The organism is Pontiella sulfatireligans (assembly GCF_900890705.1).
GTDB classification, from domain to species: Bacteria; Verrucomicrobiota; Kiritimatiellia; order Kiritimatiellales; family Pontiellaceae; genus Pontiella; species Pontiella sulfatireligans.
Map to the genome: position 1 here is coordinate 402837 of NZ_CAAHFH010000002.1, position 26177 is coordinate 429013.

Annotated in this window: 24 protein-coding genes; 7 read left to right on the top strand and 17 right to left on the bottom strand. The window is 56.3% G+C overall.

From position 1 onward, the window contains the following. Positions 1-34 precede the first annotated feature (34 nt). The 6 genes from SCARR_RS14650 to SCARR_RS14670 form a co-directional block, all read right to left on the bottom strand. Positions 35-2350, bottom strand: coding sequence for a PPC domain-containing protein (locus SCARR_RS14650; protein WP_136062424.1), 2316 nt, complete (start codon positions 2348-2350; stop codon positions 35-37). Further along, the gene (locus SCARR_RS14655) at positions 2347-3681 is read right to left on the bottom strand and encodes a DUF1501 domain-containing protein (protein WP_136062425.1); all 1335 of its coding nucleotides are present in this window, start codon (positions 3679-3681) and stop codon (positions 2347-2349) included. Before SCARR_RS14655 ends, SCARR_RS14650 begins: the two co-directional genes overlap by 4 nt. Positions 3682-3700: 19 nt before the next feature. After that, positions 3701-5305 (bottom strand): DUF1553 domain-containing protein, encoded by a 1605-nt coding sequence (locus SCARR_RS14660; RefSeq protein ID WP_168433325.1) that lies wholly within the window; start codon positions 5303-5305, stop codon positions 3701-3703. A gap of 198 nt (positions 5306-5503) precedes the next feature. Continuing rightward, entirely contained in the window at positions 5504-5668 is a 165-nt protein-coding gene (locus tag SCARR_RS28205; protein WP_168433326.1) for a hypothetical protein, read from the bottom strand. An 18-nt stretch (positions 5669-5686) separates the two neighbouring features. Further along, a complete protein-coding gene (locus tag SCARR_RS14665; RefSeq protein WP_136062427.1) occupies positions 5687-6799 on the bottom strand; it encodes a hypothetical protein in 1113 nt (370 codons plus the stop codon). Positions 6800-6817: 18 nt separating this feature from the next. Further along, the gene (locus tag SCARR_RS14670) at positions 6818-7561 is read right to left on the bottom strand and encodes a hypothetical protein (protein WP_136062428.1); all 744 of its coding nucleotides are present in this window, start codon (positions 7559-7561) and stop codon (positions 6818-6820) included. A gap of 191 nt (positions 7562-7752) precedes the next feature. Between SCARR_RS14670 and SCARR_RS14675 the strand changes: the two genes are divergently transcribed. The 4 genes from SCARR_RS14675 (at position 7753) to SCARR_RS14690 (ending at position 14549) form a co-directional block, all read left to right on the top strand. Further along, positions 7753-8838 carry a hypothetical protein gene (locus SCARR_RS14675; RefSeq protein WP_136062429.1) on the top strand — a complete coding sequence of 362 codons (1086 nt, stop codon included), beginning with the start codon at positions 7753-7755 and terminating at the stop codon, positions 8836-8838. 58 nt (positions 8839-8896) lie between these two features. Further along, positions 8897-9250, top strand: coding sequence for a hypothetical protein (locus SCARR_RS14680; protein WP_168433327.1), 354 nt, complete (start codon positions 8897-8899; stop codon positions 9248-9250). A gap of 121 nt (positions 9251-9371) precedes the next feature. Further along, positions 9372-13547, top strand: a complete 4176-nt coding sequence (locus SCARR_RS14685; RefSeq protein WP_136062431.1) for a PAS domain-containing protein — start codon at positions 9372-9374, stop codon at positions 13545-13547. A gap of 45 nt (positions 13548-13592) precedes the next feature. Continuing rightward, positions 13593-14549, top strand: a complete 957-nt coding sequence (locus SCARR_RS14690; RefSeq protein WP_136062432.1) for a glycosyl hydrolase family 18 protein — start codon at positions 13593-13595, stop codon at positions 14547-14549. A 448-nt stretch (positions 14550-14997) separates the two neighbouring features. Here SCARR_RS14690 and SCARR_RS14695 read toward each other — a convergent pair whose 3' ends face one another. Beyond that, on the bottom strand, positions 14998-17223 hold the full coding sequence (locus SCARR_RS14695; RefSeq protein WP_136062433.1) for an NADP-dependent isocitrate dehydrogenase: 2226 nt from the start codon (positions 17221-17223) through the stop codon (positions 14998-15000). Positions 17224-17507: 284 nt separating this feature from the next. On the opposite strand from SCARR_RS14695, the gene SCARR_RS14700 reads away from it, so the two are divergent. Then, a complete protein-coding gene (locus tag SCARR_RS14700) occupies positions 17508-17876 on the top strand; it encodes a rhodanese-like domain-containing protein (protein ID WP_222846331.1) in 369 nt (122 codons plus the stop codon). Positions 17877-17883: 7 nt separating this feature from the next. On the opposite strand, the gene SCARR_RS14705 is transcribed toward SCARR_RS14700, so the two are convergent. Together SCARR_RS14705 and SCARR_RS14710 are read right to left on the bottom strand one after the other, a co-directional pair. Then, a complete protein-coding gene (locus tag SCARR_RS14705) occupies positions 17884-18873 on the bottom strand; it encodes a CNNM domain-containing protein (protein WP_136062434.1) in 990 nt (329 codons plus the stop codon). Next, a complete protein-coding gene (locus tag SCARR_RS14710; protein WP_281281220.1) occupies positions 18870-20102 on the bottom strand; it encodes a hemolysin family protein in 1233 nt (410 codons plus the stop codon). Before SCARR_RS14710 ends, SCARR_RS14705 begins: the two co-directional genes overlap by 4 nt. A 258-nt stretch (positions 20103-20360) precedes the next feature. On the opposite strand from SCARR_RS14710, the gene SCARR_RS14715 reads away from it, so the two are divergent. Together SCARR_RS14715 and SCARR_RS14720 are read left to right on the top strand one after the other, a co-directional pair. Continuing rightward, positions 20361-20759 (top strand): secondary thiamine-phosphate synthase enzyme YjbQ, encoded by a 399-nt coding sequence (locus SCARR_RS14715; protein WP_136062436.1) that lies wholly within the window; start codon positions 20361-20363, stop codon positions 20757-20759. Then, positions 20756-21889 (top strand): tetratricopeptide repeat protein, encoded by a 1134-nt coding sequence (locus SCARR_RS14720; RefSeq protein ID WP_136062437.1) that lies wholly within the window; start codon positions 20756-20758, stop codon positions 21887-21889. The genes SCARR_RS14715 and SCARR_RS14720 overlap by 4 nt, the downstream gene beginning before the upstream one ends. A 6-nt stretch (positions 21890-21895) precedes the next feature. On the opposite strand, the gene SCARR_RS14725 is transcribed toward SCARR_RS14720, so the two are convergent. The 8 genes from SCARR_RS14725 to SCARR_RS14760 are packed head-to-tail and all read right to left on the bottom strand — an operon-like array spanning position 21896 to position 26175. Then, positions 21896-22441, bottom strand: a complete 546-nt coding sequence (locus SCARR_RS14725) for a DUF4136 domain-containing protein (protein ID WP_136062438.1) — start codon at positions 22439-22441, stop codon at positions 21896-21898. 58 nt (positions 22442-22499) lie between these two features. After that, on the bottom strand, positions 22500-23363 hold the full coding sequence (locus tag SCARR_RS14730; RefSeq protein ID WP_136062439.1) for an SDR family NAD(P)-dependent oxidoreductase: 864 nt from the start codon (positions 23361-23363) through the stop codon (positions 22500-22502). Next, complete coding sequence (locus tag SCARR_RS14735; RefSeq protein ID WP_136062440.1) at positions 23360-23713, bottom strand: type II toxin-antitoxin system HicB family antitoxin; 354 nt, start codon at positions 23711-23713, stop codon at positions 23360-23362. Before SCARR_RS14735 ends, SCARR_RS14730 begins: the two co-directional genes overlap by 4 nt. Continuing rightward, positions 23710-23961 (bottom strand): type II toxin-antitoxin system HicA family toxin, encoded by a 252-nt coding sequence (locus SCARR_RS29300; RefSeq protein WP_136062441.1) that lies wholly within the window; start codon positions 23959-23961, stop codon positions 23710-23712. The genes SCARR_RS14735 and SCARR_RS29300 overlap by 4 nt, the downstream gene beginning before the upstream one ends. A gap of 47 nt (positions 23962-24008) precedes the next feature. Next, complete coding sequence (locus tag SCARR_RS14745) at positions 24009-24788, bottom strand: divergent polysaccharide deacetylase family protein (RefSeq protein WP_136062442.1); 780 nt, start codon at positions 24786-24788, stop codon at positions 24009-24011. Further along, positions 24785-25204, bottom strand: coding sequence for a helix-turn-helix domain-containing protein (locus SCARR_RS14750; RefSeq protein ID WP_136062443.1), 420 nt, complete (start codon positions 25202-25204; stop codon positions 24785-24787). The genes SCARR_RS14745 and SCARR_RS14750 overlap by 4 nt, the downstream gene beginning before the upstream one ends. Further along, the gene (locus tag SCARR_RS14755; RefSeq protein WP_136062444.1) at positions 25204-25497 is read right to left on the bottom strand and encodes a type II toxin-antitoxin system HigB family toxin; all 294 of its coding nucleotides are present in this window, start codon (positions 25495-25497) and stop codon (positions 25204-25206) included. Before SCARR_RS14755 ends, SCARR_RS14750 begins: the two co-directional genes overlap by 1 nt. 51 nt (positions 25498-25548) lie before the next feature. Beyond that, positions 25549-26175, bottom strand: coding sequence for a riboflavin synthase (locus SCARR_RS14760; RefSeq protein ID WP_136062445.1), 627 nt, complete (start codon positions 26173-26175; stop codon positions 25549-25551). Positions 26176-26177 lie beyond the last annotated feature (2 nt).

A 26177-nucleotide genomic window follows, 5' to 3' on the forward strand; every position in this document is an offset into this window, starting at 1 on the left:
TTCCCCGCCCTTCTACTCCCGATGGTCTCTGGTTTTATTTCGGTTTAACGATCTTCACAGGAATCGCGGGTGCGGGATAGAGGAATTCCTCTTTGCCCTTTCTTTCAACAGCCATGACCACGAGGCTCAGCTCGTCGCCGGGCTTGAGCGGCTCACCGGCGGTGATCAGGATGGCACCGGCGACGTCGGATTTATGGTACCGCTGTTTTCCTTCGGCGTTTTTTCCCTTAAGCTTCTTGCGTGCGATCCAGCCCTTCTTAAAGGCAATCCCTTCCGGCGGATGGTCGATCTTGACCTGAAAGCCTTTCGCTCCGGAACGGCTCTTCCCGTCTAAAATAACCCTCACTTCCTGGCCGAGCGGCAGATAAACAACTCCTGATTTTGGAATCCGCGCTTCAAAATTCAAGGGGGATTGCTTGGAGACCGGCGCCAGCACCAGTTCCTTTGCGGGCACCAGATGACGGTAGAGGAAGGCCTGCATTTGGTCGTCGACCGGGACCGCAGGCCGCGTAACCGGACGGCCGGCCACGATGCCGGTTCCCGAGATCTCCGGACTGATCAGCTTGCCATGGATTTCCTTCGGGGCGGTGATGGTGAAACGGGTCAGGTCGGAACCGGCCGGAATGACCGCTTCGCTCATGGAGAATCCGGAGGGCAGGTTGGCTGCGTCTAGCTGGATTTTTCCGTCGAAGCCCTCCATGCGCAAAGCGCGTATGGAAAAGGCGGCCGTGCCGCCGGAGGCGATTTGCAGTCCGGAGGGCTCCATGCGCAGCTTGAAGTCGGGATTGGAGGGGCTGATGCGCAGGCGGTATCCGTATTCGTTGCCACCCTTCGACTGGGCATCGCCAATCTCAACAAAATAGGTTCCTGTGGCCGGCAGCGTATGCAGCAGGTAGGAATCGGCATGATGCGTAACCAGACCGGCGCCGAGATGCAAATAGGTTTTGTCCCTGTTCATATAATCATCGTTGCGCATCGGCTTTTCAAGACCTGGACCGGTCAGCGTAATGACCGAGTCGAGCGACGAATTGAGCCGGCGCGCGATCACCTCGATGGAAAGCGAGTCGCCTTTCCGGCCTTGGAAGCTGAACACATCGCGGTCGCCTTCCTGCTCGATGCATCCATTGATGAGGAGCGGCTGTTCGATGGGCTGCGCCTCGGCGGGGGTATTGTTAGGTTCGGTTTCGAACGCTTCGCGCATTTCGCCGATGGCGAACGGCATTTCGTTGGAACGGTAGCCCTCGCGCTTCACCGAAACGTGGCGCACCTCGAACCCGTTCTTCGGGAGCTTGCCGGTCAGGCGGGTCTTGGGGAGGTTTTTACCGATCAAAGCGATGTCCACCTCCTTCCCCTGCTCGGCGCCGAGCGGAAAAATACTTGTGATGAAAGGAAGTTCGCCGATGGCGATTCGGTAGATGAAATCTTCGCGGCCGCGGTAGATAGAGTCGCGTATGGAGAGTGTATAGGTTCCCGTCTTTGGAACATCGAAAAAAAGCACGGGGTCGGGATGAAACTTATAGTCGTCTTGATAGGCCACTTCATTGCCGTTGTCGTCGTAGAGCGCCGCCACGGCCTGAAACCAGCCGGGCACGGCATCGGCGAGATAGGGAATAATGCGGCGGGCGGCCACATCCACCACGATGGAATCACCCTTGTTGGCCTTGAACTGAAAATGATCGATGTCGCCGGGCCGCACTTGGCCGTTGATGACGGAAGGAACGGGAACGGTCTGTAGGCCGGGCATCATGTGGTCGTCGTTCGGCTCCTCCTCGAGCGTTTCCGGCAAGGTGCCGACCTGGAAATAGATGGGGTTGGAAAGCCCGGCCGGCGTATAGACGCGCAGCTCGCGTTCGCTGGGAGGCGCGTTTTTTCCGATGTTCACCCGAACGCGCAGGCGGTCGGAAATCTGCGGGTTGAACTGCTCTTTGGGGTCGGCTCTAGCATATCGCTGAACCATCTTTCTATCGAACGGGTCAGTCCCCTCGGGCAAATCGGCCAAGGTCAGTTGTTTTCTGGCCATTGCGATCCGCTTTTCGAGCTTTTCCTTTTCCTTGCCCTCGGCACCATCCTCAAGCGTTGCCGTTGCATTTTGGATGTTGCGAAAAATCTGCGACAGCTTCTTGGGTTCGTATTTGACGGTGTATTTTTCAATTTGAACCGAAACGCCTTCACCGCTGACAAAGACGTTTGTGGCCCCATTCAGGTATTGCCCGCCAATGAACACAACAAAGGAGGTGCCGCGCGGCCCGCCCGCCGGAAAGGCATAGCCGATATGCGGCTCTTTGGCCTGCACTAGGCCGGCGCCCGCAACCACCACCGCCGCCACCGCGAGTTTGAGCCGCGTCTTCATGACATGATTTCCCGCAAACGCCCGCCCATGACCACGCCATCGGCCTCGGTGGGGCAGACACGCACATCGAGCCCCTGCGGGTGCGGGAGCTGTGCATTCGAATCGATGCCGAGCTGTTCATACATGCTGCCGATCAGATCCCACGGATACACCGGACGGTCGGTCACTTCCATGCCCTTCTCGCTCGACTTTCCGATGACCTGACCGCCTTGGAAGCCGCCGCCGGCAACCACATGGCTGAAACATTTTCCATAGTGGCTGCGGCCGCCGTTCCAAGGCGCCTCCATCTGGATCTTAGGCCCGCGCCCAAATTCGCCGCCCCACCAGACGATGGTGCTGTCGAGCAGGCCGTGCTGGTCAAGATCGTCGAGCAGCGTAGAAAAGCCGCGATCCAGCTCGGGGAGTTTGGTAGTCATGATCTCGAAATGCTTTTTGTGCGTATCCCATCCATTGTAGTTGATGGTCACATACGGCACGCCGGCTTCCACCAGCTTGCGGGCAATCAAGCACGATGCGCCGAAGTCGGACCGGCCGTAGCGCTCGCGCAGCGCGGCATCTTCGGTCTTGATATCGAACACCTTTCCAGCATCGCCGAGAATCAGTTCATAGGCCTGCTCTTCACATAGGTCCATCTGCTCGAAAGCCGGATTACCCGTCATTTTTCCACCATAGGTTTCAAGATCGTGCAGCAGCTGCCGGCGGTCGCGCTGACGCGCCTCGGTGATGCCCTGCTGAATGACGCCCTCAACCGTAAATACCGGCGCACTGGGCTTCCCGCCGGTGGCGAAGGGCTTGTAGCGAAGCCCCATGAAGCCCGACTCGGAAAAACGGCCCTGCGGTTTGGTGAGCACGATGTATGGAGGAAGCAGGCCGGTGTAGCCCGCATCCACGCCCTTAAAGCGCGAGACCACGGCGCCCGTGCAAGGGTAGACCTCGCCGTTGCCGACCGGGCGTCCGGTCTGGGTGACGTACGAGGCCGTCTCGTGGCCGTTGATCCCATGGGTCATGCTGCGGATGATGGAATATTTGTCGGCTTGCTTGGCCAGCAGCGGCAGCCGTTCACAGATGCGGATGCCGCTGACGTTTGTTTCGATCGGCGACGTATAGGGGCCGCAATAGTCTGCGCCCGCGTCCGGCTTGGGATCGAAGGTGTCGAGGTGCGACGGCCCGCCCCACATCCAAATCTGGATAACCGACTTGGCCTTGCCCGGCTTCTTCGTTGCCGCCTGCAGCGGCGAGCCCAGCATCAGGCCGCCTGCGCCGGCGAGGGAGGAATAGCGCAACATATCGCGCCGGGAAAGATCCATTTTCAGGTGATTTTGTATATTCATGGCCGAACTCCTTCAGCAATTAATGCTTGTAGATGAATTCCTTGGTGTTCAACAGCGCCCAAGCCAGATCGACCGAGGCGTTATAATTGTTTCCGGTCTCCCGATAATACACTAAAGCGGTTTCCTTTTCTTGAGCGGTAGGATAACGCGAAAGGATGGTTAAGTACATATCTTCCACCACCTGTTCCGGAGACTTCCATGGGGATTTAACCTGTTTATTCTTTTTGCTTTTAGCCGTGCCGGCTCGCAGGCCGAGCAAAGCCTTGTTCTTCTGCAGCTTTTGCTGGATATGGGTCGAGTTAAGCATATGCAGCTTCTGCGCGCTCGACGGCGTATTATTGCGCTCCGATTCATAGCCGGTGGCGCGCGGCGGCCGGCCGTAGAGGTCGAGGAACGGGCTGGTGATGCTGCCGTCGGCCAATGTAATGGAGCGCTGGTCTTCCGGGATGAAAGTGAATGGTTCGGGAATAGCGCTGGAATACGACTCCGTGGTGCCGGTGATCTGACAAATGGCGTCGATCAGCACCTCGGCATCGAGCCGCCGCACATAGTAGCGCGAAAAGTTGGCTTCGTCGGACAGGTTGCCTTCGTTGTGGATTGAGGAGAGCTGATAGGTTTTGGAATTGAGAATGATGCGGTAGATGTGGCGCATGTCGTAGCCGCTGTCCACCAGCTCCTGTGCAAGAAAGTCCAGCAACGCAGGGTTCTGCGGAGGATTGTCGTCGCGGATGTCGTCGGCTTCATGGACGATGCCACGCCCCAATAGCCAGAACCAAATGCGGTTGACCATGCTGTTCGCAAACACCTTGCTGCCCACAAGCCAGTCGGTAAAGGCCAGCCGGGGATCGCCGTTGGACAAGAGTTCGACGGACTCGCCTCCAGGCAGCCGCAGCTCGACCGGTTTTTTTGTGTCGGGGTCCAGAAACTCTTTAGAAGGATCGAAGAAAACAATCTCCTCCTTCCACTCCGCAGTGCCCTTGTAACCCACTTTCCCGAAAAAGGCCGCCATGCCGAGCAACTGGTCCTTGCCCCACTTGTCGGTGCGCATGCCCATGAAGGTAAGCGCTACAACGCGGGCGATCTCAGCGGGCTCGCGGTTGGGCATGGCGCGGTAAAAATTGACGGGCGCCTCGCGGAAATTGCTGCCGCTGGAGGTCAGCAGCGCCCGCACAAAATCGTCGTACGGCATGTTGTTGAACAGCGCCGTACGCACCCAGCGATGGTACGCCTGAACGGCATTGGGCCAGAGCTTGCTGGGGAACTCAGCTTTGACGCGCAGCAAATCGCACCATTTAAGCGACCAATAGTCGGCAAATTCCGGACGGTCGAAAAGCTGCTCGATCAGCTCGCTGCGCTTATTGATGCTGTGGCTGCCCAAAAACTCCCGCGCCTCGCTCTGGGTCGGCAGCGTGCCAATCAGGTCGAAATAGACGCGGCGAAGGAATACTTCGTCGGTGCAGGGATCGGAGGTGGGTATTCCAAGCTCGTCGAGCTTGGCGGAAACCAAGCGGTCGATTTTTGCGCTGGCGCTGTTCGGAGCGGCCTGCACCAGACCGGCACCGGCCAAAACCGCAAGCAGGCCAAGCGCCACACTTCGGCCTGTTAAACGCACTGTTTTCTTCATCTTTCCCATCCTAGCGGCACCCCGGAGGCGCCACGTGTTGGAACCGTTATACGGCTCTACTCACTCAGAGAACGACCTGCCGGCATTGATATGGACAATCGGGAAAGGTTTTCCTTCGAAAAAAAAAGGGCGAATCTGTTTTCCAACGCCTGATATTTTCCAGGCGCTGGAAAACGGAAGCCGGATGAATGCTCCGGCTTACAATATGCCTTGAAGCGCATCCACAGCCTTGGCAATGGCATCCTTGGCATCCACTGCTTCTTTGGCGCTTTTAATGATTTTTTCGTAGTCGGTGATGGGCATTTGCACTGCAACGGCATTTCCGTTTCCATCGTAGAATATCTGTACATTATCGTTATCCATGACTTTCTCCTTATTTCATTATTTTAGTTTATTCAACAAATCGAGGTGGTTGCTCAGCCAATCCTCGCTTTTATTTTTCTTCTCTGGTTCGGCTTTCGGCACCGGCTCTACAACTGTTTCTTGTTTTTTCTCCACCGCAACGGCGGCTGGGGGCTCCTCTATCATGACGCGGCCTTCGGCATCGTCATCCATGGAGGAAAGTCCAGCCACATAACTCTCGGCATCGAATGAGGTAATGGGAAATTCTTCTTCTGCATCATGATCCGTTTCGGAAACCAGTTCCGGCAGGATGAAGGCATCGTCCTTATCAATTTCAAGCGGGAAAAACTCCTCTTCCTTGGCCGGTTTGACTTCGGAGGCCACGACGAGAGGCGCGTCAACTTCTTCCGCAGCTTCCGCGACCGCCACTAAGGGCAAAGCAACCGGGGAAGGAAGATCGTCGGACTCTCCGTCCTCACCCTCAGAGACAGCGTCTTGAGGCATCTCGATGACAAGCTTGCTGGCAACGGCCTCGACGGATTCCAGCTCTTCAACTTCCGCATGCTCATCCGCTTTGGCCATTTCAGCCTCATGGGCGCTCTGCCCAATTCCAAAGCGGTTGAGAACCATCCAGATCAAACCAACAACGACGCCCGCAAGCAGAAAAGGAAACACGAGAGCGTTCAGAATAACCGGCCCTTTTACCATGGAAATACGGCTGTTAAGAATGCCGTCGACCACAATCAGACCAAGAATAACAAACATAAAGGGAACTTGACCCTTACGGAAAAAGGCCAGCCGTACGCGGGCCGTGGCATTGCCGACCGCCAGCGCGCCAAATGCACCATAGGTTGCGCCGGCGCAAGTCACTTCGGCCACGCTGATTCCCGGCATGCCGCGCACGCCCTGAAAGGCCAGAAAACCGCCCGCCAAATAGGATAGCGCAACCACTAGGGGTTGCAGACCCAACAGACTGATGGCCCAAAGCAGTGACGCGACGTTAAGGGAAACAAAGGCGCCCCACACCAACACGTTCTCGACCGAGGGCATAACTCCCTTTTGCGTAGCCACCCATACGCCGGCATTAACCGCTATAAACAGCGCGGCAGCGACGAACAGCATGGCCAGATTTGTTTTTTCTTTTTTATTCATGTACTTCTCCCGTTACTACTAAGCAGTCATTCCCACTTCATCAAAAGCCTGGATGAGGACGTCGAGCATGATCTTGTTCAGATCATCCACCTGTGCACTAATCAGATTGCGCCGCCCGGAAAGCAGACGCGGAACCTCGCAGAAATTGAGGGATTTGAGCCGCTCGGAGCAGCGCGGATCGAGCGAAATCCGCAGGTGCCTTTCGAAAATGTCTACAAAGGCAAACTCTTCCCATTCGTCATAGTTCCAGAGACTGCATACTCCGTCTTTCATCGTAACGCGCACCGTACCGCCACACGCTTCGTTCAAACAGGTGTAGTATTGTTTAAGCACATTAAACAGCCGGCTGGAATCGTCCTGCTTGTTGAAAAACGCGGCAATCTCCTTCTTGATCGGAGGAATGCTGATGTCGGCCGATTCGGAGCGGGACGCAGGTTTAGGTGCAGGACTTTTCATAGCTTTTTTTTTCGCCAAGCTCTGTTCTTGTACCGGAGCCGGTGCGTTCTGGGGCATTTCTGCGGCAAATTCGACAGAAACCTTTTCAGGAGCCGGAGCATCCTGTCGCAGCGGCGCCTCTTCCGCCACCGGGGCGGTCTTCAGCGCCGGCGCGGCGGCGCCGAGGAAGGACCGCAGCCCAGCCACGACGGAAGCCTTGACTTCACGTATGCGGTTCCCCTCCTGCGCATGCTCCATCAGCTTCTCATACTCGCCGTAGGGCAGCTGCATCAATCCATCTTCCTTTGAAAACAAATAATTTTTCATGGCTCTCGTCATTCCCTCATCTAAATTCGTTAAATTAAAATCGATGGCTCCATACAAGCACCCTCCGTGCCACTAATTGGGCTAAGTTAAATTTTTGCGGCGTTTTATTTCGAATGCCCCCGGCCGGGAATGTAGGCACGGTAAATGCTTTATTACTCACGTTGGTTAATTGCAAACGGGAGTATACAATTATGGAACTGAAGGGAAAAATCATAGCGGGTCTGATGGCGCTAAGCGTCGCAACCCTCAGTGTCAGCGCGCAAAACATTAATGTTTGGCGGGGCGATGAAACGGGGGCAGACTGGAACGACAAGTTCAAATGGAAGCTTAAGCACACGCCTGAAGGCGATGAATCGGTTCACTTTCGAGAAGAAAACAGTCTGGTTGCCATCAACCGCACCATCCAGCTCAACAACGGGATCCAACTCTATGGCCGGGAACTGACGCTCGGAGGGAACGGCAACATCAACCTCTTGAACCCGGTTCCCCACCAGCAAACCGTAAATATTCCCGCGGCCGCCGCGGGCCTGGCCAATATGACGCTTAACGACAACCTTTCGCTCAATGGACGAATCGCCCTTTCCGCCAAAGCCTTCGGCACATCCCAAAGCAAAGGCTCCATTACGCTGCGGAACCGTTCCAATGTGTCCGGCGCGCTGTCCGTAGGAAATGCGGGAAGCGGCACCGGACAGGTTTATGTGCGCGACCAAGCCACCTACCGCATCACCGAACTCGAGCTTAACACCAAAGCCAGCGACGGCGGCGCAGCCGAAATCCATATCCTCGGGGGCACAGTCCGATTGGAAACCGCAGAAGACCCCTTCAGCATGTTCCTGGAAGACTCCAGCCGCAAAGTGGTGATCGGCGACATGGGCACGCTTCGCGTTGAATCTAAAATTGAGGCGGAAACCAAGAAAAAGCTGATCATTAACATGATCCGGAAAAAACGATTGGTCGCCGCTCTGGGATGCCGGCTCAAAAGTCCCGTCATCAACAACAAGATGCTGATCATCCAAGCGGAAGATCAGCGGAACGAGTCGAAAACACAAACGGTCGAGCAACTCATTGCCGCTATCCAAAAAATGCCGGTGCAGGCGGCGCCCGCCTATCTCGACGACGCGCCTCGGGCAGCATCGGCACTGGTGGCGGCAACAGATGACGGGCAGTCTTCCAGCGCCGAAGATAGCGCGCCAGGCATGCATCTAAGCGGCTACATCGTATTCTGCGGCACATGCCTTCTCGCCTTGCGCCGCGCCTCCAAAGAAGAAAACGGCTAGCCTCCGGAAGGGGATGGGAGCGACCGTTTCCTTCCCCAGGAAAAATACGATCCAAGCCATGCATCCCATCTCAAAGAAACATCTGATCATTCTAGCGGCGCTCAGCGCGGCGACCTGCCTTGCGCAACCCCCGACCGATCCGCCTGAAGATCGGCCGCCGCACAACCGCATGCCCCACCCTCCCACGACCCGCCCGCCGGGAATCCAGAACCCGGCAACCCCCAAACCTCCGCCCTTGGCCCCGCCCAAACAGACCGCCAGGCCCGCACCGCAACCGGTGGTTGCCGCAACGCCAAAAAGCCCGGTCAAAACCATCGAAGCGGCCGAATCCCCAGCCCCCCGGCTTTCGGGGTATATCGTCTTTTTTGGCACCGTCCTCCTGTTCTTCAGACGGGCCGATACCGCCGAATAGCAAGGTCTGATCTTAGAGGAAACCCCCTGCCCTTCACCGGGAACCATTTCCGCTGCTTGCTTGGCATGCAAGATGCTCCCTTTCGCGTGACTGTTACGCGTTCGTTAATTGAGGAAAAAACATGAAGCTCCACAACCGCTTTTCAAAAATTGAATCAACCGCAACAGCGCTGGCAGGAATGCTGCTGGTCCCGTCTGGCGTGCAAGCCCAGGGAGGAAACGAGCTGGCCAGCCTCCTTCCGTTTGAATTAAGCATCGCCAGCTACTTAATCATTGGCGGCCTGCTGGTGCTTTCCATGATCATGTTTTTCAGCTTTCAGCGGCGCTTCAATGTCGCGAGCCGGCAACTCAAGGACATCACCAACGAACTCGACGGCACCCGGACCCGCCTCGTGGAAACCGGTCACGATTTAACGCAGACCCGCGGCGAACTCAAGCATACCGCCGAACGCTATCAAGGCATTCTTTTCGACGCCAAAGTCGGCATGTTCCAAATGGACGCCGCCGGCAAGTGCACCTACATCAACGCCGCCCTTCAGGAAATGTCGGGGCTTTATCCAAAAAAGGCGATTAAAGAAGGCCTGCACAGCGCCATCCACCCCGAAGACCGCGAAGCGTTCAAGTCTGCGTGGGGACAATTCACCAACAGCCAAGAGCCGCTCAAATTCGCCTTCCGCTTCAAGCCGGCAAAAAAGCCGGAAGTGCATGTGGTCTGCCAGGCCACCAAAGTGTTCAACGAAAAAATGGATGTTGAAAGCTGCATCGGCTGGATTTACGACGTAACCGAACAGCACGAAGAAAAGCTGAGCCTCAAAGCCAATGCCGCGCGCTATGCGCGTTTCGTGGAAGAAACGATCGAAGGCTACTACCAACTTACCCCGGCAACCCCGATCCCCCTCTCCACATCGCCGGAAAAGATGACCCAAGCCATCATGAGCGAAATGACGGTCGCTTCCTGCAACAACACGTTTTCCGGCATGTATGGCACCAAGCCCACCGAACTCGAAGGCAAGAGCATCAGCGAACTGCAGGACGGATGCGGACCGTTCAGGAATTATGAAAGCATTGCCACCTTCGTTGCGGAAGGTTTCAAAGCTGTTGATCTGGAATCCGTACGGCAGGACGCCAGCGGCAGCCGCATTAACCTGCTCAACAATGTGATTGGACTGATTGAAGACAACAAGCTGGTCGGCATTTGGGGATCGCAGCGCAACATCAGTCAGCAAAAACGCGAAAAGGCAGAACTGGGCAGCCAAGTGCAGTTCATGCACCGTATTCTAAGCGCACTGCCGGCCGACGTCCATGTAAAGGACACGCGTTGCCGCTACCTCTACGCCAGCAAACGCCTCGCCGAGCGCACGGGAATCCCCCAGGAAGAGTGGGTGGGAAAAACCATTTTCGAAATCATGCCCGCCACCCCGCGCGAACACGACCAGCAAGCCATCAACACCATGAAGTCCAGCAAGCTCCACCGGATCGAGCGCCCCTACGAAACCCGGAACAAATCCGGTTGGATGGAAACCATCCAGATCCCGCTCGTTTCCGACGAAGGACTCGTCGAAGGCGTGGTCGGCCTGTCCCTCGAAATCACAGACCGAAAGCAGAAGGAAGAGGAAGCCCGGCACTACCGCGGCGAACTGGAAAGCCAGATCAAAAACACCGCCAACCAGCTGCGCAAATCGCAAGGCGAGCACAGCAAGACCGCTTCTTCCCTTTCCAGCGCCATACAGAAACTTAAGATCCTCGAGGCTGAAAAGATCAACCGAGAGCATGAATACAAGGAACACCTCGCCGATCGAAAACGCATCGAAGAGACCCTGCGCCGCGGCGAAGAGGCCCTTCAGGCCCGCCAGCGCCAGCTTGAAGAACAACTCTCCAAGCGGCTCGAGAAGCTCAACGCCGAAACCGACAAGCGCAAGAAGTGGGAAGAGCTCCTTTCCATCAAAGAGAAAGAGCTGCGTAAACTTGACGAGCATTCAAAAAACCTGAAAAAGCAGTTCGACGAAGCCACCGCCCTGCACCAGCAGGCCGAAGCCAACCTCAAGCTCAACCGCTCCGCACTGGACAAATACCGCATAGAGCTCGAAGAACTTACCGCCGAACGCAATCAACAGCTCGATGCGGTCAAGAGCCAGCACGAACAGCAGTTCAACACCGAGCATCAAGGGCGCGATAAAGCGGAAAAACAGCTCCAGAAGGTCGATGACCTACTGCATAAAACCCAAGAGCAGCTCAAGCAGTTGACCGAAAAGCATTCCGACGAACTCCAAAAAGAGGTGGCCGAACGCAAAGCCACGGCGGAAAAGCTCATCCAAAACATGGAAGAACTCGACGAACTTAAGCAGCAGTTCAGCCTGCGCATCGAGCAGGAAACCAAAGCGATGAAGCAGCAGCTAGCCCAAAAGCAAATTCGCGAGAAGGCTCTCCGCCAGCGCGAAAAAGATTTGGAAGACCGCATCAAGGAACTGGAAAACTCACTCCATCTCAAAGCCAAAGAGCATGCCGATCAAATTCAGGCGAGGGAAGGCTCAGAAGTGCAGCGCCAGCAAGCCGAGCAAAAGCTAGAACTCATGAGCAAGCGCCAGACGCAGCTCATTGAGCGCGAAACCCAGAAGCTGAACCTCAATGTTGCGGAAATCCGGCTCGACGAAATCAAGCTGCGTAAGCGGGTGAGCGATTTGATGCAGGAAAAGGAAATGCTCGAAGACTACCTCAAGGCGCGCAACGACGAATTGGAAGCGGCCCACGAGGCGCACCGCGAAGCTTCCGCCGCACTGGCGGAAACCCAGGGCAAGCTTAAAGAGCTGGCCGAGGGCCAAAGCCAGATGGTGGCCTCCGAAACGCAGGAACTCCAGCGCCAGCTCGAAGAGCAGCGGCAGATCGGCGAACAATTGCATCAGGAAACGGAAAGCCTGAAGCAGGAGCAAGGCGCAGCCAATGAACAGTTGAAAACGCGCGCAGCCGAACTCTCGCGAATGGCTGCCGAATACAAAAAACTGGCCGAAGCCTATAAATCCGGCCAAGCCAAAATCCAGCAGATGGCCGATAACCAAGCCCAGCTCTTAGCCGACGAAACCAGCGAACTTCAAAACAAGATGGCCCTCCTCCAGCAATCGGAAAACAGCCTGTGCGAACAGGAAAAGAAACAGGAGGAGCGCATCGCCAAGCTCGAAGAACAGATCGCGTCCGCTACGGAAAGCCTCCGGGCCGAAGAGCAGAAGCACAAGCAGGGCGAGCAGGAACTCGCTGAGCTTCAGATCGCCTTCGAAGCGAGCCAGGAAAATGCTGAGAGCTTCGTTGAACAGCAGACCGATGAGCTCCGGAAGCAGAACGAACAATATCAGAAAAATGAAACCGCATTGCAGCAGAGCGTGACCGCCCTACAGGAGACCATCGAGCAGCGTGAACGCGAACTAACCGAAACCTTCCAACAGCGCGAAACAGCCGAAGAGCAGATGCAGCAGGCGGAAAACCTCCTCAACAAGCTCAAGCTCGAACAGCAGGCCGAACTGCGCAAGGCACTGGCCGAAGCCGAAGCCATCAGCCGCATGAACGGCGAGCTAGTGGACGAGCTGAACCGGACCATACAGGAAACGCTCGATCCAGCGATTAAGTCCAGCCTCGTTATCGAACAGGCCGAAAACCTGTCGCCCCAGCAAAAGGCTGAGATTACAGGCATTAACTTCCGCTGTCGCAACCTGATCGACATGATGAACTACCGCAGCGAGTTGACTCACCTCGTTGACGGCAGCGGCGAAGTGAATGCCGACGAATGCGACTTGCACGAACTCATCAAGAACATTGACCAGCAGTTCACCCACCGCGCCGAAACCAAGAAGCTATTCTTCGCCGTCAGTTTTGCGCAGTACCAGGCCGCCCACAACGTACCGAAGCTGGTTAAAACCGATGAACAGAAGGTGCGCAAGATCCTCTCCATCCTGCTTGGCTATGCCTTGGACCACACCGAAAAAGGACGGTTGGGCCTCCATGCCGCCCGCAAATCCAGCGAAGGAGACGGCACCCGCATTCTCTTTGAAATGGTCTACACCGGAACCAACCGCCACGATCCGCTGCTGTCCAAGCTCTTCGGCACTCCGGACGAACCGGCGGTCGAAGGTGCGGTCGACAACAAATTCGGGCTCACCTTGGCCCGTCGCTATGCGACCTTGCTCGACGCCGAAATAAACCTGGAATACCGCGATGCCGGCGTTACCGCCCTGGCCGTGGAGTTCCCGTTCAAAAAAGCGGCATCGGAAATCACCATGCCGGAAAAACAGAAGGAAGCCGGCGCGGCCTAAGCCCCAACCCTTGACAGAGCGCAACCGCCCTCCTACCTTGAGGGCATGAAAAACTCCATTGTCGCCACGTTGCTGTGCCTGTCCGCCCTGTCCGGACAAGCAAAAACTTTTCCCGAAACCTGGGCCTATCTCATGAAAGGCGAGGAAAAACTTTTCCCCGCCGCATCAACAATCACCGACGTTGCCTGCTTCAGCGCTGCGGTCGATAGCGACGGCCGCCTTTCCGGCGGGCACTTGGCGCCTCCCGCCCTGCCCGGCGCCAATGCAGGAACCCGCTACCACCTCGTCGTCACCATCCCGTGGAGCACCACGCTCGCACACATCTACCTCAACCCCCAACTGCCCTTCCGCAGCCGCATCATTGCCGACATCGTCGAACGCTCAAAGCCCTTCGCCGGACTGCAGATCGATATTGAGAGCGTCAGCGCCAAAGACGGCACCGCCTATCTCAACTTTCTCGCCGCCGTAAAAAAAGCGCTGCCCAAGGATAAAATATTCAGCGTCGCCGTCATGGCCCGCTGGGCGGCGCACAAACAAACCAACCCCGACGATGCCTTCGACTATCCCTTCATCAGCATGATTGCCGACCGTGTGGTAGTGATGGCCTACGACGAGCACTACCGCTCCGGCGCCGCCGGCCCCGTCGCCTCCCTGCCCTGGTGCAAAAAGATCTACGACTACGCCCTGCAAACCATTGATCCGAACAAGCTGGTCATGGGCGTCCCGCTTTACGGACGGGGCTGGCAAACCCCCTCCCTCGCCAAGGCCTATAAAAATTCAGAGGTGGCCAACGAACTGCGGGAAAAAAGGATCCAGCCTTCCAACGACCGGGAAAACGGCGGTTTCTACAGTTTTCAGGAAACCGTCACCGTCGATGTTCACTTTGAAACCCTCCAGTCCTTGGAGGCCAAACTGAATCTGTACGTTCAGCGCCCCATCCGTGGCGTCGCCTTCTGGCGCGTCGGCCAGGAACCCGCCGGTTTGTGGGGAAACATGCGATAGAATCGAGTAGGACAAAGCTGAGTGATTAAGCTCAGCCTTGTTCCTCTCACAGAACCGTGCGTACGAACCTCGTACACGGCTCCTGTCTACTTTTATCCCCGATTCAACGGGGAAAGCGTTCCGGTCTCTACTTGATCGGCTGGGTATAGCCCGATCTCGTTGAACCAGCGGTTGGGCATCGCCATATCGGGCTTCGCGCTATTTTGCACGCTGACCCACCGCGCCTGCCGAATCAGGTTTACAACCGTTATGTACCGTTCACTTCCTATCGCTTCCTTCAGACCCCGCCGTTACCAGCAACGCCCTTGCGATTCGAATTCACTTCCCCTCGGACGGGGTGTTATCGCCTTCTTTCAGGCGACTGGGTTTGCCGGCTTTGCCGGGCAAACAAAAAGCCCCCGTCTTTCGACGAGGGCTTCATGCATTCTAGATGCTTGGCCTTGCTGGACTACAACGAGGCGAGCACGGCGTTGAAGGTTTCGCTGGGGCGCATGGCCTTGAACGCGAGTTCTTCGTCGGGACGGTAGTAGCCGCCGATGTCCATCGCGACGCCTTGAACACGGAGCAGTTCATCAACGATTTTTTCTTCGTTGGCCGTCAGCGCCTCGGCCAGCGGGGCGAAGCGGGCTTTCAATTCGGCGTCGGCATCCTGCGCGGCAAGGGCTTCCGCCCAGTAAAACGCCAGATAGAAGTGGCTGCCGCGGTTGTCGAGCTCGTTAACCTTGCGGGACGGCGACTTATTCTCAGCAAGAAACTTGGTGTTGGCCACATCTAGCGCATCGGCCAAAACCTGGGCCTTCGCGTTTCCGAAGACTGAAGCGAGATGCTCGAGCGATACGCCCAATGCAAGGAACTCTCCGAGGGAATCCCAGCGCAGATGGTTTTCCTTTTTGAACTGCTGCACGTGCTTGGGCGCGGAACCGCCGGCGCCGGTTTCGAAGAGGCCGCCGCCGTTCATGAGCGGAACGATGGAGAGCATCTTGGCGCTGGTGCCGAGTTCGAGGATCGGGAAAAGGTCGGTGAGGTAGTCGCGCAGCACGTTGCCGGTTACGGAAATGGTGTCCTCGCCAGCTTTGGCGCGGGCCAACGTGTAGCGGGTGGCCGCTTCGGGCGCCATGATTTGGATGTCCAGGCCTTCGGTATCGTGATCCTTAAGATAGAGGTTCACCTTTTCAATCAGCTGCGCGTCGTGCGCACGGTTGGCATCGAGCCAGAAGACGGCCGGCAAGCCGGTCGCGCGGGCGCGGGTCACGGCAAGCTTCACCCAGTCGCGGATCGGCGCGTCTTTGGCTTGGCAGGCGCGCCAGATGTCGCCGGCCTGCACTTGGTGTTCAAAGAGCACGGCACCGGATGCATCGACCACGCGGACGGTGCCGTCGGCTGGAACTTCGAAGGTCTTGTCGTGGGATCCGTATTCTTCGGCCTTCTGGGCCATAAGACCGACGTTGGGCACGGTGCCCATGGTGCGCGGATCAAAGGCGCCGTTCTTTCTGCAAAAGTCGACTGTCTCTTGGTACACGCCGGCGTAGCAGCGGTCGGGAATGACAAAGTTGGTATCCTGCAGCTGGCCGGCCTTGTTCCACATTTGGCCGGACGTGCGGATGGCCGCGGGCATGGAGGCATCGATGATGATGTCGCTCGGGACGTGCAGATTGGTAATGCCCTTGTCGGAATCCACCATCGCCATATCCGGGCTGTCGGCATAGACCGCAGCAATGTCGGCTTCGATCTCCGCCTGCTTTTCAGCGGGGAGGGTTTTAATCTTCGCGCAAAGATCGCCGAAGCCGTTCTTCACATCGACGCCGAGGAACTTGATCGTGTCGGCGTGCTTTTGAAAGACGTCTTTAAAAAACACCGTCACAGCGTGCCCGAAGATGATCGGGTCGGAAACTTTCATCATCGTTGCCTTCATGTGGAGCGAGAAAAGCACGCCGTCCGCCTTGGAGGCGGCGATCTGTTCCGCGAGGAATTCATTGAGGGCGGCGACGCTCATAAAAGTGCCGTCGAGCACTTCGCCGGCCAGCAGCGCGAGGCCGTCTTTCAGGACCGTCACGCTGCCATCGGCGGCAGCAAGTTCAATCTTCGCCACCGTCGCTTCCGGGATCGTTACGGACTTTTCATTTCCGAAAAAATCGTTGGCCGTCATGCAGGTTACAACCGACTTGGAGTCTGCGCTCCAGACCCCCATCGGATGCGGATGGGTCTGGGCATACTTCTTAACCGCAACGGCGGCGCGACGGTCGGAGTTGCCCTCGCGGAGCACGGGATTGACCGCACTGCCTTTGATCTTGTCGTAGCGCGCCTTGGCGGACTGCTCGGCTTCCGTCGCTGCAACTTCGGGATAATCCGGCAATGCGAAACCTTTGGACTGCAGCTCTTTGATCGCCGCATTCATCTGCGGCACCGAAGCGCTGATGTTCGGCAGCTTGATTATGTTGGCATCCGGCGCCTTGGCGAGCTCGCCCAGTTCGGCCAGCGCATCGGAGACGCGCTGCTCTTCGGTCAAGGCATCGGGGAAGCTGGCGAGGATGCGTCCGGCAAGGGAGATGTCGCGCGGTTCAACCGCCACTCCGGCGGCTTTGGTAAAAGCCGCAATGATCGGAAGGAGTGAATGCGTGGCGAGGGCCGGCGCTTCGTCGGTGATGGTGTAGATTATTTTCGCTTTGTTGCTCATAGGATTTTACCTTTCAAAAGCAACGCTCACCGTTGCCGTCTTGTTCAAAAATGGGGGTTAGGAAATCGCTTTTCAGGATGTGAATCAACTCCAAACTCGATAAACCGCCCCTTCCGGAAGGTTCTGTCCGCCCACGTTTTCCTATCAGGCGGCAAAAAAATCAGCGGGCCTAGAGCTTTTCTAAGGCGTGGATATGGGATAGCTTTCCTCATCCGATCATCGCGGAGGACGACGCCTTGTTGATTCGGATGCCGGACAGGCTGATCTGAGCAAAGGCAGAAAAAATGAAAACACCACTAAAACTAGGACTGGCGGCAATCACCATGGGTATTCTTGCAAATCTTCTTTTTGGCGGAGGCGCAGACAAAGACGCCGATGTTCCTGCATTAATTAAAAGCGGCGCACTGGTGATCGACACCCGCACCGCGGGCGAGTTTGCCGGCGGGCATATCGACGGCGCGCTGAACATTCCCTACGACATCATTGCAGGAGCTATCGGCCAGCAAAAAACCGACAAGTCCAAAGCAATCATTGTCTACTGCCACAGCGGCGCACGTTCGGCATCGGCCAAACGGACGTTGAACAAAGCGGGCTATACCAACGTGGTGAACGCCGGAAGCCTGCACCGCATGCGCAAGCTGCTCGCCAAGTAGACCGCCCCTATTTAAGCGTGAGGTAGCGCGCAATATCCTCAAGGCGGATGAAGCCGACGGGATGGCGGTGGGCATCGACGATGACCGCACAGTGGCGCGGATGGCGGCGCAAGCGGTAAAAGGCCGACTTTAAGTTGCGGCTATCCTGCACGCTGAGCACATCCTCGGCATAGGGCTTCAGTCGCTCCCCGTCTTCGAGCTTGCGGTTGACCACGGCAAACATTGAGATGATCCCAACCACGGCATGCTTGTGCATCAACATGGCATAGGGTTCGCCGCGTTGCGCCGCCAGCCGCTTGAAATCGGCCACCGTTGCGGTATCGGGCAGCCGCGGCACTTTCTGGAACGGCGTCATGAGCACGCGCACCGAAACCCGGTGCATCGAGGTAACGTTGTCCATCATCCGGTTCTGGAACGAGGAAATGACCCCGTCCTTTTCGCCGGTTGAAAAATATTCTCTGAGCGCATCGGGGGAAAGCCGGTGAAGCTCGCGGCCGGGATCATCCATGCCGTGGGTCAGCAAGCGGAACAGCTGCGTGAGCGGCCACGTAACGGGGTAGAAGAACCAGACCACTAGGCGCAGCAGCCCGGCCAAGCGGTACATGAGCGAGTCGGCCTTTTTACGGAACAGATTTTTCGGGCCGACTTCCGCGAAGAGGAACAGCGGGAACATCAGCGTCAGCGTAGCGGCGGCCTCGGCGCTCCATGGGATGAAGCCGAACAGCATGCGCCCCGCTTCGAGCCCGCCGGCCAAGTAGAGATCGGTGACCTCTTTGGAGAGCAGGAAGCAGGCGATGTTGTTGCCGATGAGCACCGTGAAAATAAAGATATGGGAGTTGCGCATCAACTTCGAGAGCACCAATGCAGAGGGCCGGCGCTCGCGCTCGCGATGACGCAAGCGGATGCGGTTGATCATATAACTCCCCGTCTCCACCCCGGAAAACAGGGCCGAGAACAGAAACCCGGCCAAAATGGCGAGGATCGTCCAAACCATCATGATTCGCCCCCCCCGCCGTTGGACTCCAACTCCAGCAGCACCGACTCGATCCGATTCGAACGCACTTGCTCGACGGTAAACCGCAAATTGCCCACATGCGCCACATCGCCCGGAACCGGCATCCGCTTGAGCAGCGAAACCACCAGCCCGCTCAACGTGTCCAGCGCAAGGTCGCGCATCATTTCGTCGGGAAGGAAGCCAACGAACAGGCTGCGCCACTCACGAACCCCGAGACTGCCCAGCAGGCGGTAGGTCGTTTCCGAGAGTTGCTCAAACTCAGGGGCATCCATAACATCGAACTCGCCCACCACCTCTTCTAACAAATCTTCGAGGCAAACGGTACCGGCAAGGCCGCCATACTCGTCGACCACACAAACCATTCGCAAACCTTCGGCAAGAAACTGGCGAAGCATTTCATCGGCCCGCATCGCCTCCGGCACAAACTGGACCGGATTCGCAAAATCAGATAGCGGACGGTCTGGATCACTATCCACAAACAGGTCGCGCACCTCTACGAAGCCAACAATATTGTCCTCATCTTCTTCATAGATGGGAATGAGTTCAATTTCCCGCTCGGCCGCTTCGGCCAATGCTTCGCCGGCGAGCGCATCCGCCCGGCGGAACAGCTGCTTAACGCGGGGAACCATCAGCTCCCGCACACGAATTTCGGGCAGATTGACGATATCCTCGACAATCGCCTTTTCCTGCCTCCCGAAGGAGGGGTCATGCTGGGTGACTTCGACCAGCGTCTTGAACTCGGCGGCATCAAGCCGGTTGTCGTGCTGCTCCGGCGGCTCCATGTGACGGGTGACATGTTCCAATGCCACGCGCACCGGCCCCATGAAGCGGAACCAACTGCGCAACGGAAGCGAGTTCAGGCGCACGACGCGTTCGGGAAAAGAAATGCCGATCGCCTTCGGCAGGATTTCCCCCACGAGAATCACGAGAAGCAGCACGGCGAACCCAACAACAGCCTGCCACCAATCTCCATATTGCTTGGCAATGTTTAAGGCAAGCACCGCGCTCATGGAGAAAAAGAGAATGTTCACCACCAGATTGCCGAACAGGATCGCAATCAATAGCCCCGAAGGATTCGCTGACAGCAAAGCCAGCAGCTTTTCAACATGGCGCCCATCGTGGCGTAGTTTTTTCACTTGCTCGCGGGTCAGCGAAAACAAAGCCGTCTCCGTGCCCGAAAAAAAAGCCGAGCAGCACAGCAGCAACGCCATCCCTGCTAGAGCTAAAAAATTATTTGAAAGAATCTCCAATCCCCGAACCTTTTAATTGAGTGCTGATTAAAGGGCTTGAAGGAAAAAAAGGGAAGCCCGCTAGCAAGTTTTTACCCTCATCCCCCCTCGAGCAAGTAACATCTAACTCCCACGATCGTGGGAGTTAGATGTTACCCTCGAACGTCTGGATGTTGCTTTTTCCCCTTCGCCAACCACTTTCCGCTTTCATGTTTCCAACGTTTGGATAAGGTGTATGTCATGAAGAAGTTTTCGATAAAAACCGGTGCCCGCACCGATTTTGTAAACATTGACCAGCAAGTGGCTTCCATTGTGCAAAATAACGGTTTTGCTGACGGCGTAGTGACGGTATTCATCCCCCACACGACGGCAGGCGTGACGATTAACGAGAACGCCGACCCGGATGTGACTTCAGACATGGAACTGGTGCTCGACCGAATTGTTCCATGGAACGGCGGCTACCGCCACTCCGAAGGCAATACGGCTGCGCACGTTAAGGCCAGCATGATGGGTTCGTCCGTTCAGGTGATTGTTTCCGGCGGACAACTGCAGCTGGGCACATGGCAAAGCCTCTATTTTTGCGAATTTGACGGACCGCGGACCCGACAGGTCTGGGTTAAAGGGATTTCAGAAGCATGAAAAACAAAAAGACAGCAGTGGTGATCGGAAGCATTTGCCTGGTGCTGGCCATGTTTGCCGGTTGCGGCGAACGGTCCGGCGAAAAAGAATATTCCAAGGCGATGTCCGCGTGGGAAAAGGGCGATTTGGTCCGCGCGCGGACCTTGCTGGAAAAATCCATCCGCAAATCGTCCGGCAACGAAAAGAAGTCGGCGGCCTGGAACCAATTGGGTCTCATTCTATGGGAGCTCCAAGAAGACGGCGCCGCCGCGGAAGCCTTCAGCAAGTCGTGCTCGCTCTCCGAGGAACTGACCGGCGCCAATCTAAACCTCGGCATTGCGCTGTTTCATGAAGGACGCCTTGCCGAAGCGGAAATGGCACTGAACAACGTGGCGGGCGAAAACCCGCAAAACCAGACGGCCCTCACCATCCTTGGACTCATTGAAATGCAGAAGAGCAACTGGGCAGGCGCCGTGCAGACAACGGCCAAATCCGCATCGATTAATCCGCGCACGCCAGCCGCTCAAAATGCACTCGCACTCTCTGAACTGCATGCCGGCCGAAACAGCGATGCCGCCATCAATCGGCTTAAGCAAATTCTCGCAACACATCCCAACTATGCCCCCGCTGCATACAACCTTGGCGCCATCTACGAACAGTGGCTGAGCAACAAAAGCGCGGCGATGGGATGGTACAAGGACTACCTCCAAAGGACGGCCACGGACGGCAGCCACGTCGAAGCAGCCAAACAAGCGATTGCGCGCCTCGGCGGAAGGGCGGCGCCGACGGCTGATCTGTCCAGAGCAGTACAATTTATGGGCGAAGGGGCCAAGTTGCACGCTGAGAAAAGATATGCTCAAGCGATTGAACAATACCAAAAGGCGGTTCAGGCCGACCCGAATGCCAAAAACGCTCAATACAACATGGGGCTGGCCTACTATTCTTTAGGCAAGTACACCGAAACCGCCCAGGCTTGCACCGCTGCCCTGAAACTGGATCCCAATTTTGCTGATGCACGCTACATGCTCTCGCTCTCCTACTTTCAGCTGAAGCAATGGGACCGCGCAAAGCAGGAAGCTGAAATCCTTAAAAGAACCGACCCTTCCCGAGCCGCGGATATGCTGAAGCATATTTCAAACGCCAGAAAATAGATCCGGCTATTTCGGAGGAAACTTCTTAAGAATCCGTGCCACGGACGAGTTGATGATTTCCGTGGCCTTTTCGGGGTTCGAGCCACTGTAGGTGTTGCGGTATCCGCTGCCCCGCCAAATGGTCTTTTGGGTCTGGGCATCGATAATGTCGATCGTCAGCGCCCCCTCCTCATAATCATAGATGGCGGTGTCGTATCCGATAGCGCTATAACGCCGCCCCCGCTGGCCATAGCCCATGCCGAACGCCATTGTGTTGCCGCCAATCCGGCGCGTCACATCCACGAAATAGGCCACCAAGACATCAGGATTGTCTTCGTCGAACACCAGCCCTTTGTCCGGCAGCGTCTGGTTAAGCGCCGCCCTTATGCGCGCGTCGGTCAAGTCGTTGTCCAACCGAGCGTCGCCGGTTTTCGGCTGTACGGCATGCAGCCAGGCATACGTTTTGAACGGGGAAAAATCCATTGATTCACTGTAGTCCGTTTTAACGTAAACGGAGGAGCATCCAGCAAAAGCCAGAGCGCACAGCATCGGCAGGAACAGCGTCTTTTTCATGAAACAAGCCTCCAAATGAGATGGTTTCAGTATAGGAAGGATCCGCGCATTGCCAAGATCAACCAAAGCGCTTCTTCACGTGGCCGATCATCATGCGGTCAATCAATCCCGCCGGCACAAAACGCGCCGCCCAATCGCCCAAATAGGCAGGAAGGGTCACCTTGTAGCGGATTTTCGGCCGGTTGGATTCCAAGGCCTGCAGAATCTTACGCGCCACTGCCTCTGGAGGCAGGCGAAACCGGTCTTCGCCCATCCCTCCGTTGCGCCGCTTTTCAAAATACTGTTTATACGCCGCTCCAAATTTCGAAGCGCCCGCATCCAGCTTTTCCTCGCCCTGTCCTGCGCAGTTGGTCGAAAAACGCGTACGGATCGGCCCGGGCTCAATCAGCGACACGCCGATTCCATCTGGCGAAAGCTCTACGCGCTGGGCGTCGCTGACCGCTTCGAGCGCAAACTTGGAGGCGGAATAGATGCCCATGAACGGCAGCGCCAACCGCCCCACCACCGAGCTAATATTCACAATGCGTCCGCAGCCCTGCTCGCGGAAAACGGGGATCAGAAGGTTGGTCAGCTCCTGCAAGCCAAAGAGATTCACTTCGAACTGATAGCGCATCGCGTCGCGCGTCAAATCCTGGATCGCGCCCGGCATGCCGAAACCCGCATTGTTCACCACCGCGCCCAGCTTGCCGTCGTTCTTGACCAGCACCCGCTCAACCGCAGTGGCGATCGATGTGCTGTCGGTTGCATCAAGTTTAATGGCATCGAAGCCCGCCAGCCGGAGCGCATCCAAATCCTCCAGCTTCCGCGCCGTCGGAAAAACCGTCCAACCCTTGGAGCGCAGCAGCTCCGCCGTCGCCAAACCGATGCCCGACGAGCATCCCGTCACCAGCACCGAGCGGTTTTCAACGCGTGGAGCTCTCATTCCGAAGGCTCCGATCCATAGCGCGCCACCTTTTCCCGAACAGCTTGCGCAACAAATTCATTCAGCGATTCTTCATAAATAGCCGCTTGGGTAGCCGCTTCCCGGTGCAGTTCAGGAGACACGCGCACATTGAACGACCCTTTGAACGACTTTTCAGGCTCCTTCCCGAGCTGCTCGCACGTCTGGAGATAATCGTCAACCGCCGCTTCAAAAGTCTGTTTCAGCTCAACAGGAGACGTTGCCTCGTAGTTTACCAGATCGTTGATATAAAGAATTTTCCCATAAAGGCAATCGTCATCAACGCTGCACTTCACCGAACCTAAATATCCTTTATACTGAAGCGGTTTCATTTGATTAATCCATCCTGTCTTAAAACTTCATATACCTGCCTTAAGGCATATTTATTCACTATATTAACCGGATGAGGCCGATGAAGGCTGATCACCCGTTTCCTCTCAGCGTGTGTAAACTTAAATCTAGATCCAGCCCCGCTCAATACATCAAAGCCACAGCCCGACAGCAGCTGGCATAGCTCGTCCCATGTAAAAGCAGCTGGGATTTTCTCAAACCGAGCAACCAGTTTTTCGTGCCTGCCCATTCAATACTCCTGACCCTCCACTCATGCAACTAATTTTTAGTTGCAGATTATTTATACAGCTCCGAGAGCTTGTGGAAGGTGTAGCCTTGGTTCCGCAAGGTTTCGTAGCTGTCGTTGATGGCCGCGGCGGTTTCTTTGCACCAGGCGTGGCCAATGACGATCGCATAGCCGTGCTCGCGGGCATGGGCCACCGACTTGCCCCACATGCGGCGGACATATTCCTGGTCGTGCTGGATATCGAGAAAAATGTCGCGTTCTTCGAAGTGGAGGCCGTGATGGTCCGCCACGCGTTCCACCATCGAGTTGTAGGCCGTCTTGCTGTCAAGAAACAACAGGTCGCTGGCTTTGCAGTAGCGAAGGATTTCATCGAGCAAAACCGGATTTTCCGTCACCCGCGACCCCATGTGGTTATTCATGCCCACTGCCCCCTGCACCGAAGCCAGGCTGCTGTCTAGAATGACCCGCACCTCAGCTGGAGGCGTTGTATTGTAGATTGCCCCTATGCCCGGATTCTTGGATGCGTCGCGCGCCTCCATCGGCTGGTGGAGGATGGTTTCCTTTTTAGGATCGCGAGCTAAAGCGCCACACACCTCGCGCGTCTGCTTTTGGTGTGGCAGCACGGCAATGGTCATGGGTACCGGGATGTCCAGAAAGTGCTGCACCTCGCTCAGCGCCAGCCCCGCATCGTCGATCACGATAAACAGCTGCTTCTGCCGAACCGCTTCCCTCTTCGGCTTTGGCTGCTGCACATGCCGGTGTTTAGGCGCCGGAGCCCGGCACCCGCAAAGGGATGCAATCAACAGAAATAAAAATGAATAGCGCATCATGGATCTTCCCGACGGGTTCTATACTGCAATGGCTCTTCAGCAACCATCCCTAGCTTGATCTCTTTGCTCCCCAATAAAACATCCAAGGGAATTCCCAAGCCTTCGTGCAGTCTCCGAACCATGGACAGGCTCAGCGAGCGTTTCCCCGCCAACACCTCAGATACCTTGCTCTTGCTTCCAATGTATGGAATGAGGTCCTTTTGTTTGAGCTCCTGCTGCTCCATGCGGAAACGAATGGCATCAAGGGGATTCAAGAACGGGACGGGATAGGCCTTGTCTTCGTACAGCTCGACGAGGGTTGAGAGCAGCTCGATTTCGTCCACCACTTCGGGCGACGGTTCAAGCTCCATCAACTGCTCAATGCGAGCCAATGCCTCATCATTTTCCTTTTCGGTTTTTATTACCCGTGCTTTCATCACACTGTTTCCGCATTGGTTTTGTCATACTCAGCATGGGTTCCAATAAATCGGATATAAACCGTGCCGGGCACATAGGCAATCTTCACCACCAGCCGGTACTTGTTTCCGCCAATATTGAAAACGACTCGGTTTCCCGGAAGAAAGTCCGCTGATCGATAGTGGTCTTTTATATCCTGAGGACTTTTCCACCGAGCCGACTTCGCTTCACGGTACCATCCCACCAAGGGAGCCTCGGAATTCGCATGTTTCCGCCAAAACTCGACCAATGTCTTCCTTTTGACCACATGCATAAAAGCAGACTCCGCAAGATGCGTCAACACAAGGTTCCCTTTTAGGGAACTCTAGCCGTTCAGATTAAGGCGGTAGTCCTGCCCGCCGCCGAATTCGAGAATGCGCTGAACGTGCTTGCCAAGAATATCAGCTTCAAGGTTCACCTTGGTACCAACCTTGAATTCCGACATGTCCGTTTCCTGAATCGTGTGCGGGATAATGTAGACGATGAAGCCGTTGTCGGTCAGTTCTGCAACCGTCAACGAAATGCCGTCGATGGCGATCGAGCCCTTGTAGACCATCAGCATCTGCATATCGCGCGAGGTTTCGACGGTGAATTTCCAGTCGCGCCCGACCTGGTCGACCTTCGCTACAATGCCGGTGTTGTCGACATGACCCGTTACAATATGGCCGCCCAGCGTATCGCCCAACGCCAGCGCCTGCTCCAGATTCACCAGATCGCCCGGCTTCTTTTCGCCGAGGTTGGTTTTGTCGAAGGTTTCGCCAAGCACATCGAACATCAGTTTCTCGTCCTCTATCGCCGCCACGGTCAGGCAGGTGCCGTTGACCGCAATGCTGTCGCCCAGACCAACGGTCTTGTCGAACGGCCGGTTCGGCACCATCGTGATGCGCCCCGCCGTGCCTTCCATCTTAATATCGGTAATGTTGCCCAAACGCTGAACAATGCCTGTAAACATAT

What these genes read in the sequence shown, in the direction of transcription:
- SCARR_RS14700 (WP_222846331.1), top strand. Translation starts at nt 17,508, where the DNA reads ATGAAAACACCACTAAAACTAGGACTGGCGGCAATCACCATGGGTATT.
- SCARR_RS28205 (WP_168433326.1), bottom strand. Translation starts at nt 5,668, where the DNA reads ATGGATAACGATAATGTACAGATATTCTACGATGGAAACGGAAATGCC.
- SCARR_RS14650 (WP_136062424.1), bottom strand. Translation starts at nt 2,350, where the DNA reads ATGAAGACGCGGCTCAAACTCGCGGTGGCGGCGGTGGTGGTTGCGGGC.
- SCARR_RS14730 (WP_136062439.1), bottom strand. Translation starts at nt 23,363, where the DNA reads ATGAGAGCTCCACGCGTTGAAAACCGCTCGGTGCTGGTGACGGGATGC.
- SCARR_RS14715 (WP_136062436.1), top strand. Translation starts at nt 20,361, where the DNA reads ATGAAGAAGTTTTCGATAAAAACCGGTGCCCGCACCGATTTTGTAAAC.
- SCARR_RS14725 (WP_136062438.1), bottom strand. Translation starts at nt 22,441, where the DNA reads ATGAAAAAGACGCTGTTCCTGCCGATGCTGTGCGCTCTGGCTTTTGCT.
- SCARR_RS14665 (WP_136062427.1), bottom strand. Translation starts at nt 6,799, where the DNA reads ATGAATAAAAAAGAAAAAACAAATCTGGCCATGCTGTTCGTCGCTGCC.
- SCARR_RS14655 (WP_136062425.1), bottom strand. Translation starts at nt 3,681, where the DNA reads ATGAATATACAAAATCACCTGAAAATGGATCTTTCCCGGCGCGATATG.
- SCARR_RS14735 (WP_136062440.1), bottom strand. Translation starts at nt 23,713, where the DNA reads ATGAAACCGCTTCAGTATAAAGGATATTTAGGTTCGGTGAAGTGCAGC.
- SCARR_RS14720 (WP_136062437.1), top strand. Translation starts at nt 20,756, where the DNA reads ATGAAAAACAAAAAGACAGCAGTGGTGATCGGAAGCATTTGCCTGGTG.
- SCARR_RS14750 (WP_136062443.1), bottom strand. Translation starts at nt 25,204, where the DNA reads ATGAAAGCACGGGTAATAAAAACCGAAAAGGAAAATGATGAGGCATTG.
- SCARR_RS14660 (WP_168433325.1), bottom strand. Translation starts at nt 5,305, where the DNA reads ATGAAGAAAACAGTGCGTTTAACAGGCCGAAGTGTGGCGCTTGGCCTG.
- SCARR_RS14745 (WP_136062442.1), bottom strand. Translation starts at nt 24,788, where the DNA reads ATGATGCGCTATTCATTTTTATTTCTGTTGATTGCATCCCTTTGCGGG.
- SCARR_RS14710 (WP_281281220.1), bottom strand. Translation starts at nt 20,102, where the DNA reads ATGGCGTTGCTGCTGTGCTGCTCGGCTTTTTTTTCGGGCACGGAGACG.
- SCARR_RS29300 (WP_136062441.1), bottom strand. Translation starts at nt 23,961, where the DNA reads ATGGGCAGGCACGAAAAACTGGTTGCTCGGTTTGAGAAAATCCCAGCT.
- SCARR_RS14675 (WP_136062429.1), top strand. Translation starts at nt 7,753, where the DNA reads ATGGAACTGAAGGGAAAAATCATAGCGGGTCTGATGGCGCTAAGCGTC.
- SCARR_RS14760 (WP_136062445.1), bottom strand. Translation starts at nt 26,175, where the DNA reads ATGTTTACAGGCATTGTTCAGCGTTTGGGCAACATTACCGATATTAAG.
- SCARR_RS14670 (WP_136062428.1), bottom strand. Translation starts at nt 7,561, where the DNA reads ATGAAAAATTATTTGTTTTCAAAGGAAGATGGATTGATGCAGCTGCCC.
- SCARR_RS14695 (WP_136062433.1), bottom strand. Translation starts at nt 17,223, where the DNA reads ATGAGCAACAAAGCGAAAATAATCTACACCATCACCGACGAAGCGCCG.
- SCARR_RS14705 (WP_136062434.1), bottom strand. Translation starts at nt 18,873, where the DNA reads ATGATGGTTTGGACGATCCTCGCCATTTTGGCCGGGTTTCTGTTCTCG.
- SCARR_RS14680 (WP_168433327.1), top strand. Translation starts at nt 8,897, where the DNA reads ATGCATCCCATCTCAAAGAAACATCTGATCATTCTAGCGGCGCTCAGC.
- SCARR_RS14755 (WP_136062444.1), bottom strand. Translation starts at nt 25,497, where the DNA reads ATGCATGTGGTCAAAAGGAAGACATTGGTCGAGTTTTGGCGGAAACAT.
- SCARR_RS14685 (WP_136062431.1), top strand. Translation starts at nt 9,372, where the DNA reads ATGAAGCTCCACAACCGCTTTTCAAAAATTGAATCAACCGCAACAGCG.
- SCARR_RS14690 (WP_136062432.1), top strand. Translation starts at nt 13,593, where the DNA reads ATGAAAAACTCCATTGTCGCCACGTTGCTGTGCCTGTCCGCCCTGTCC.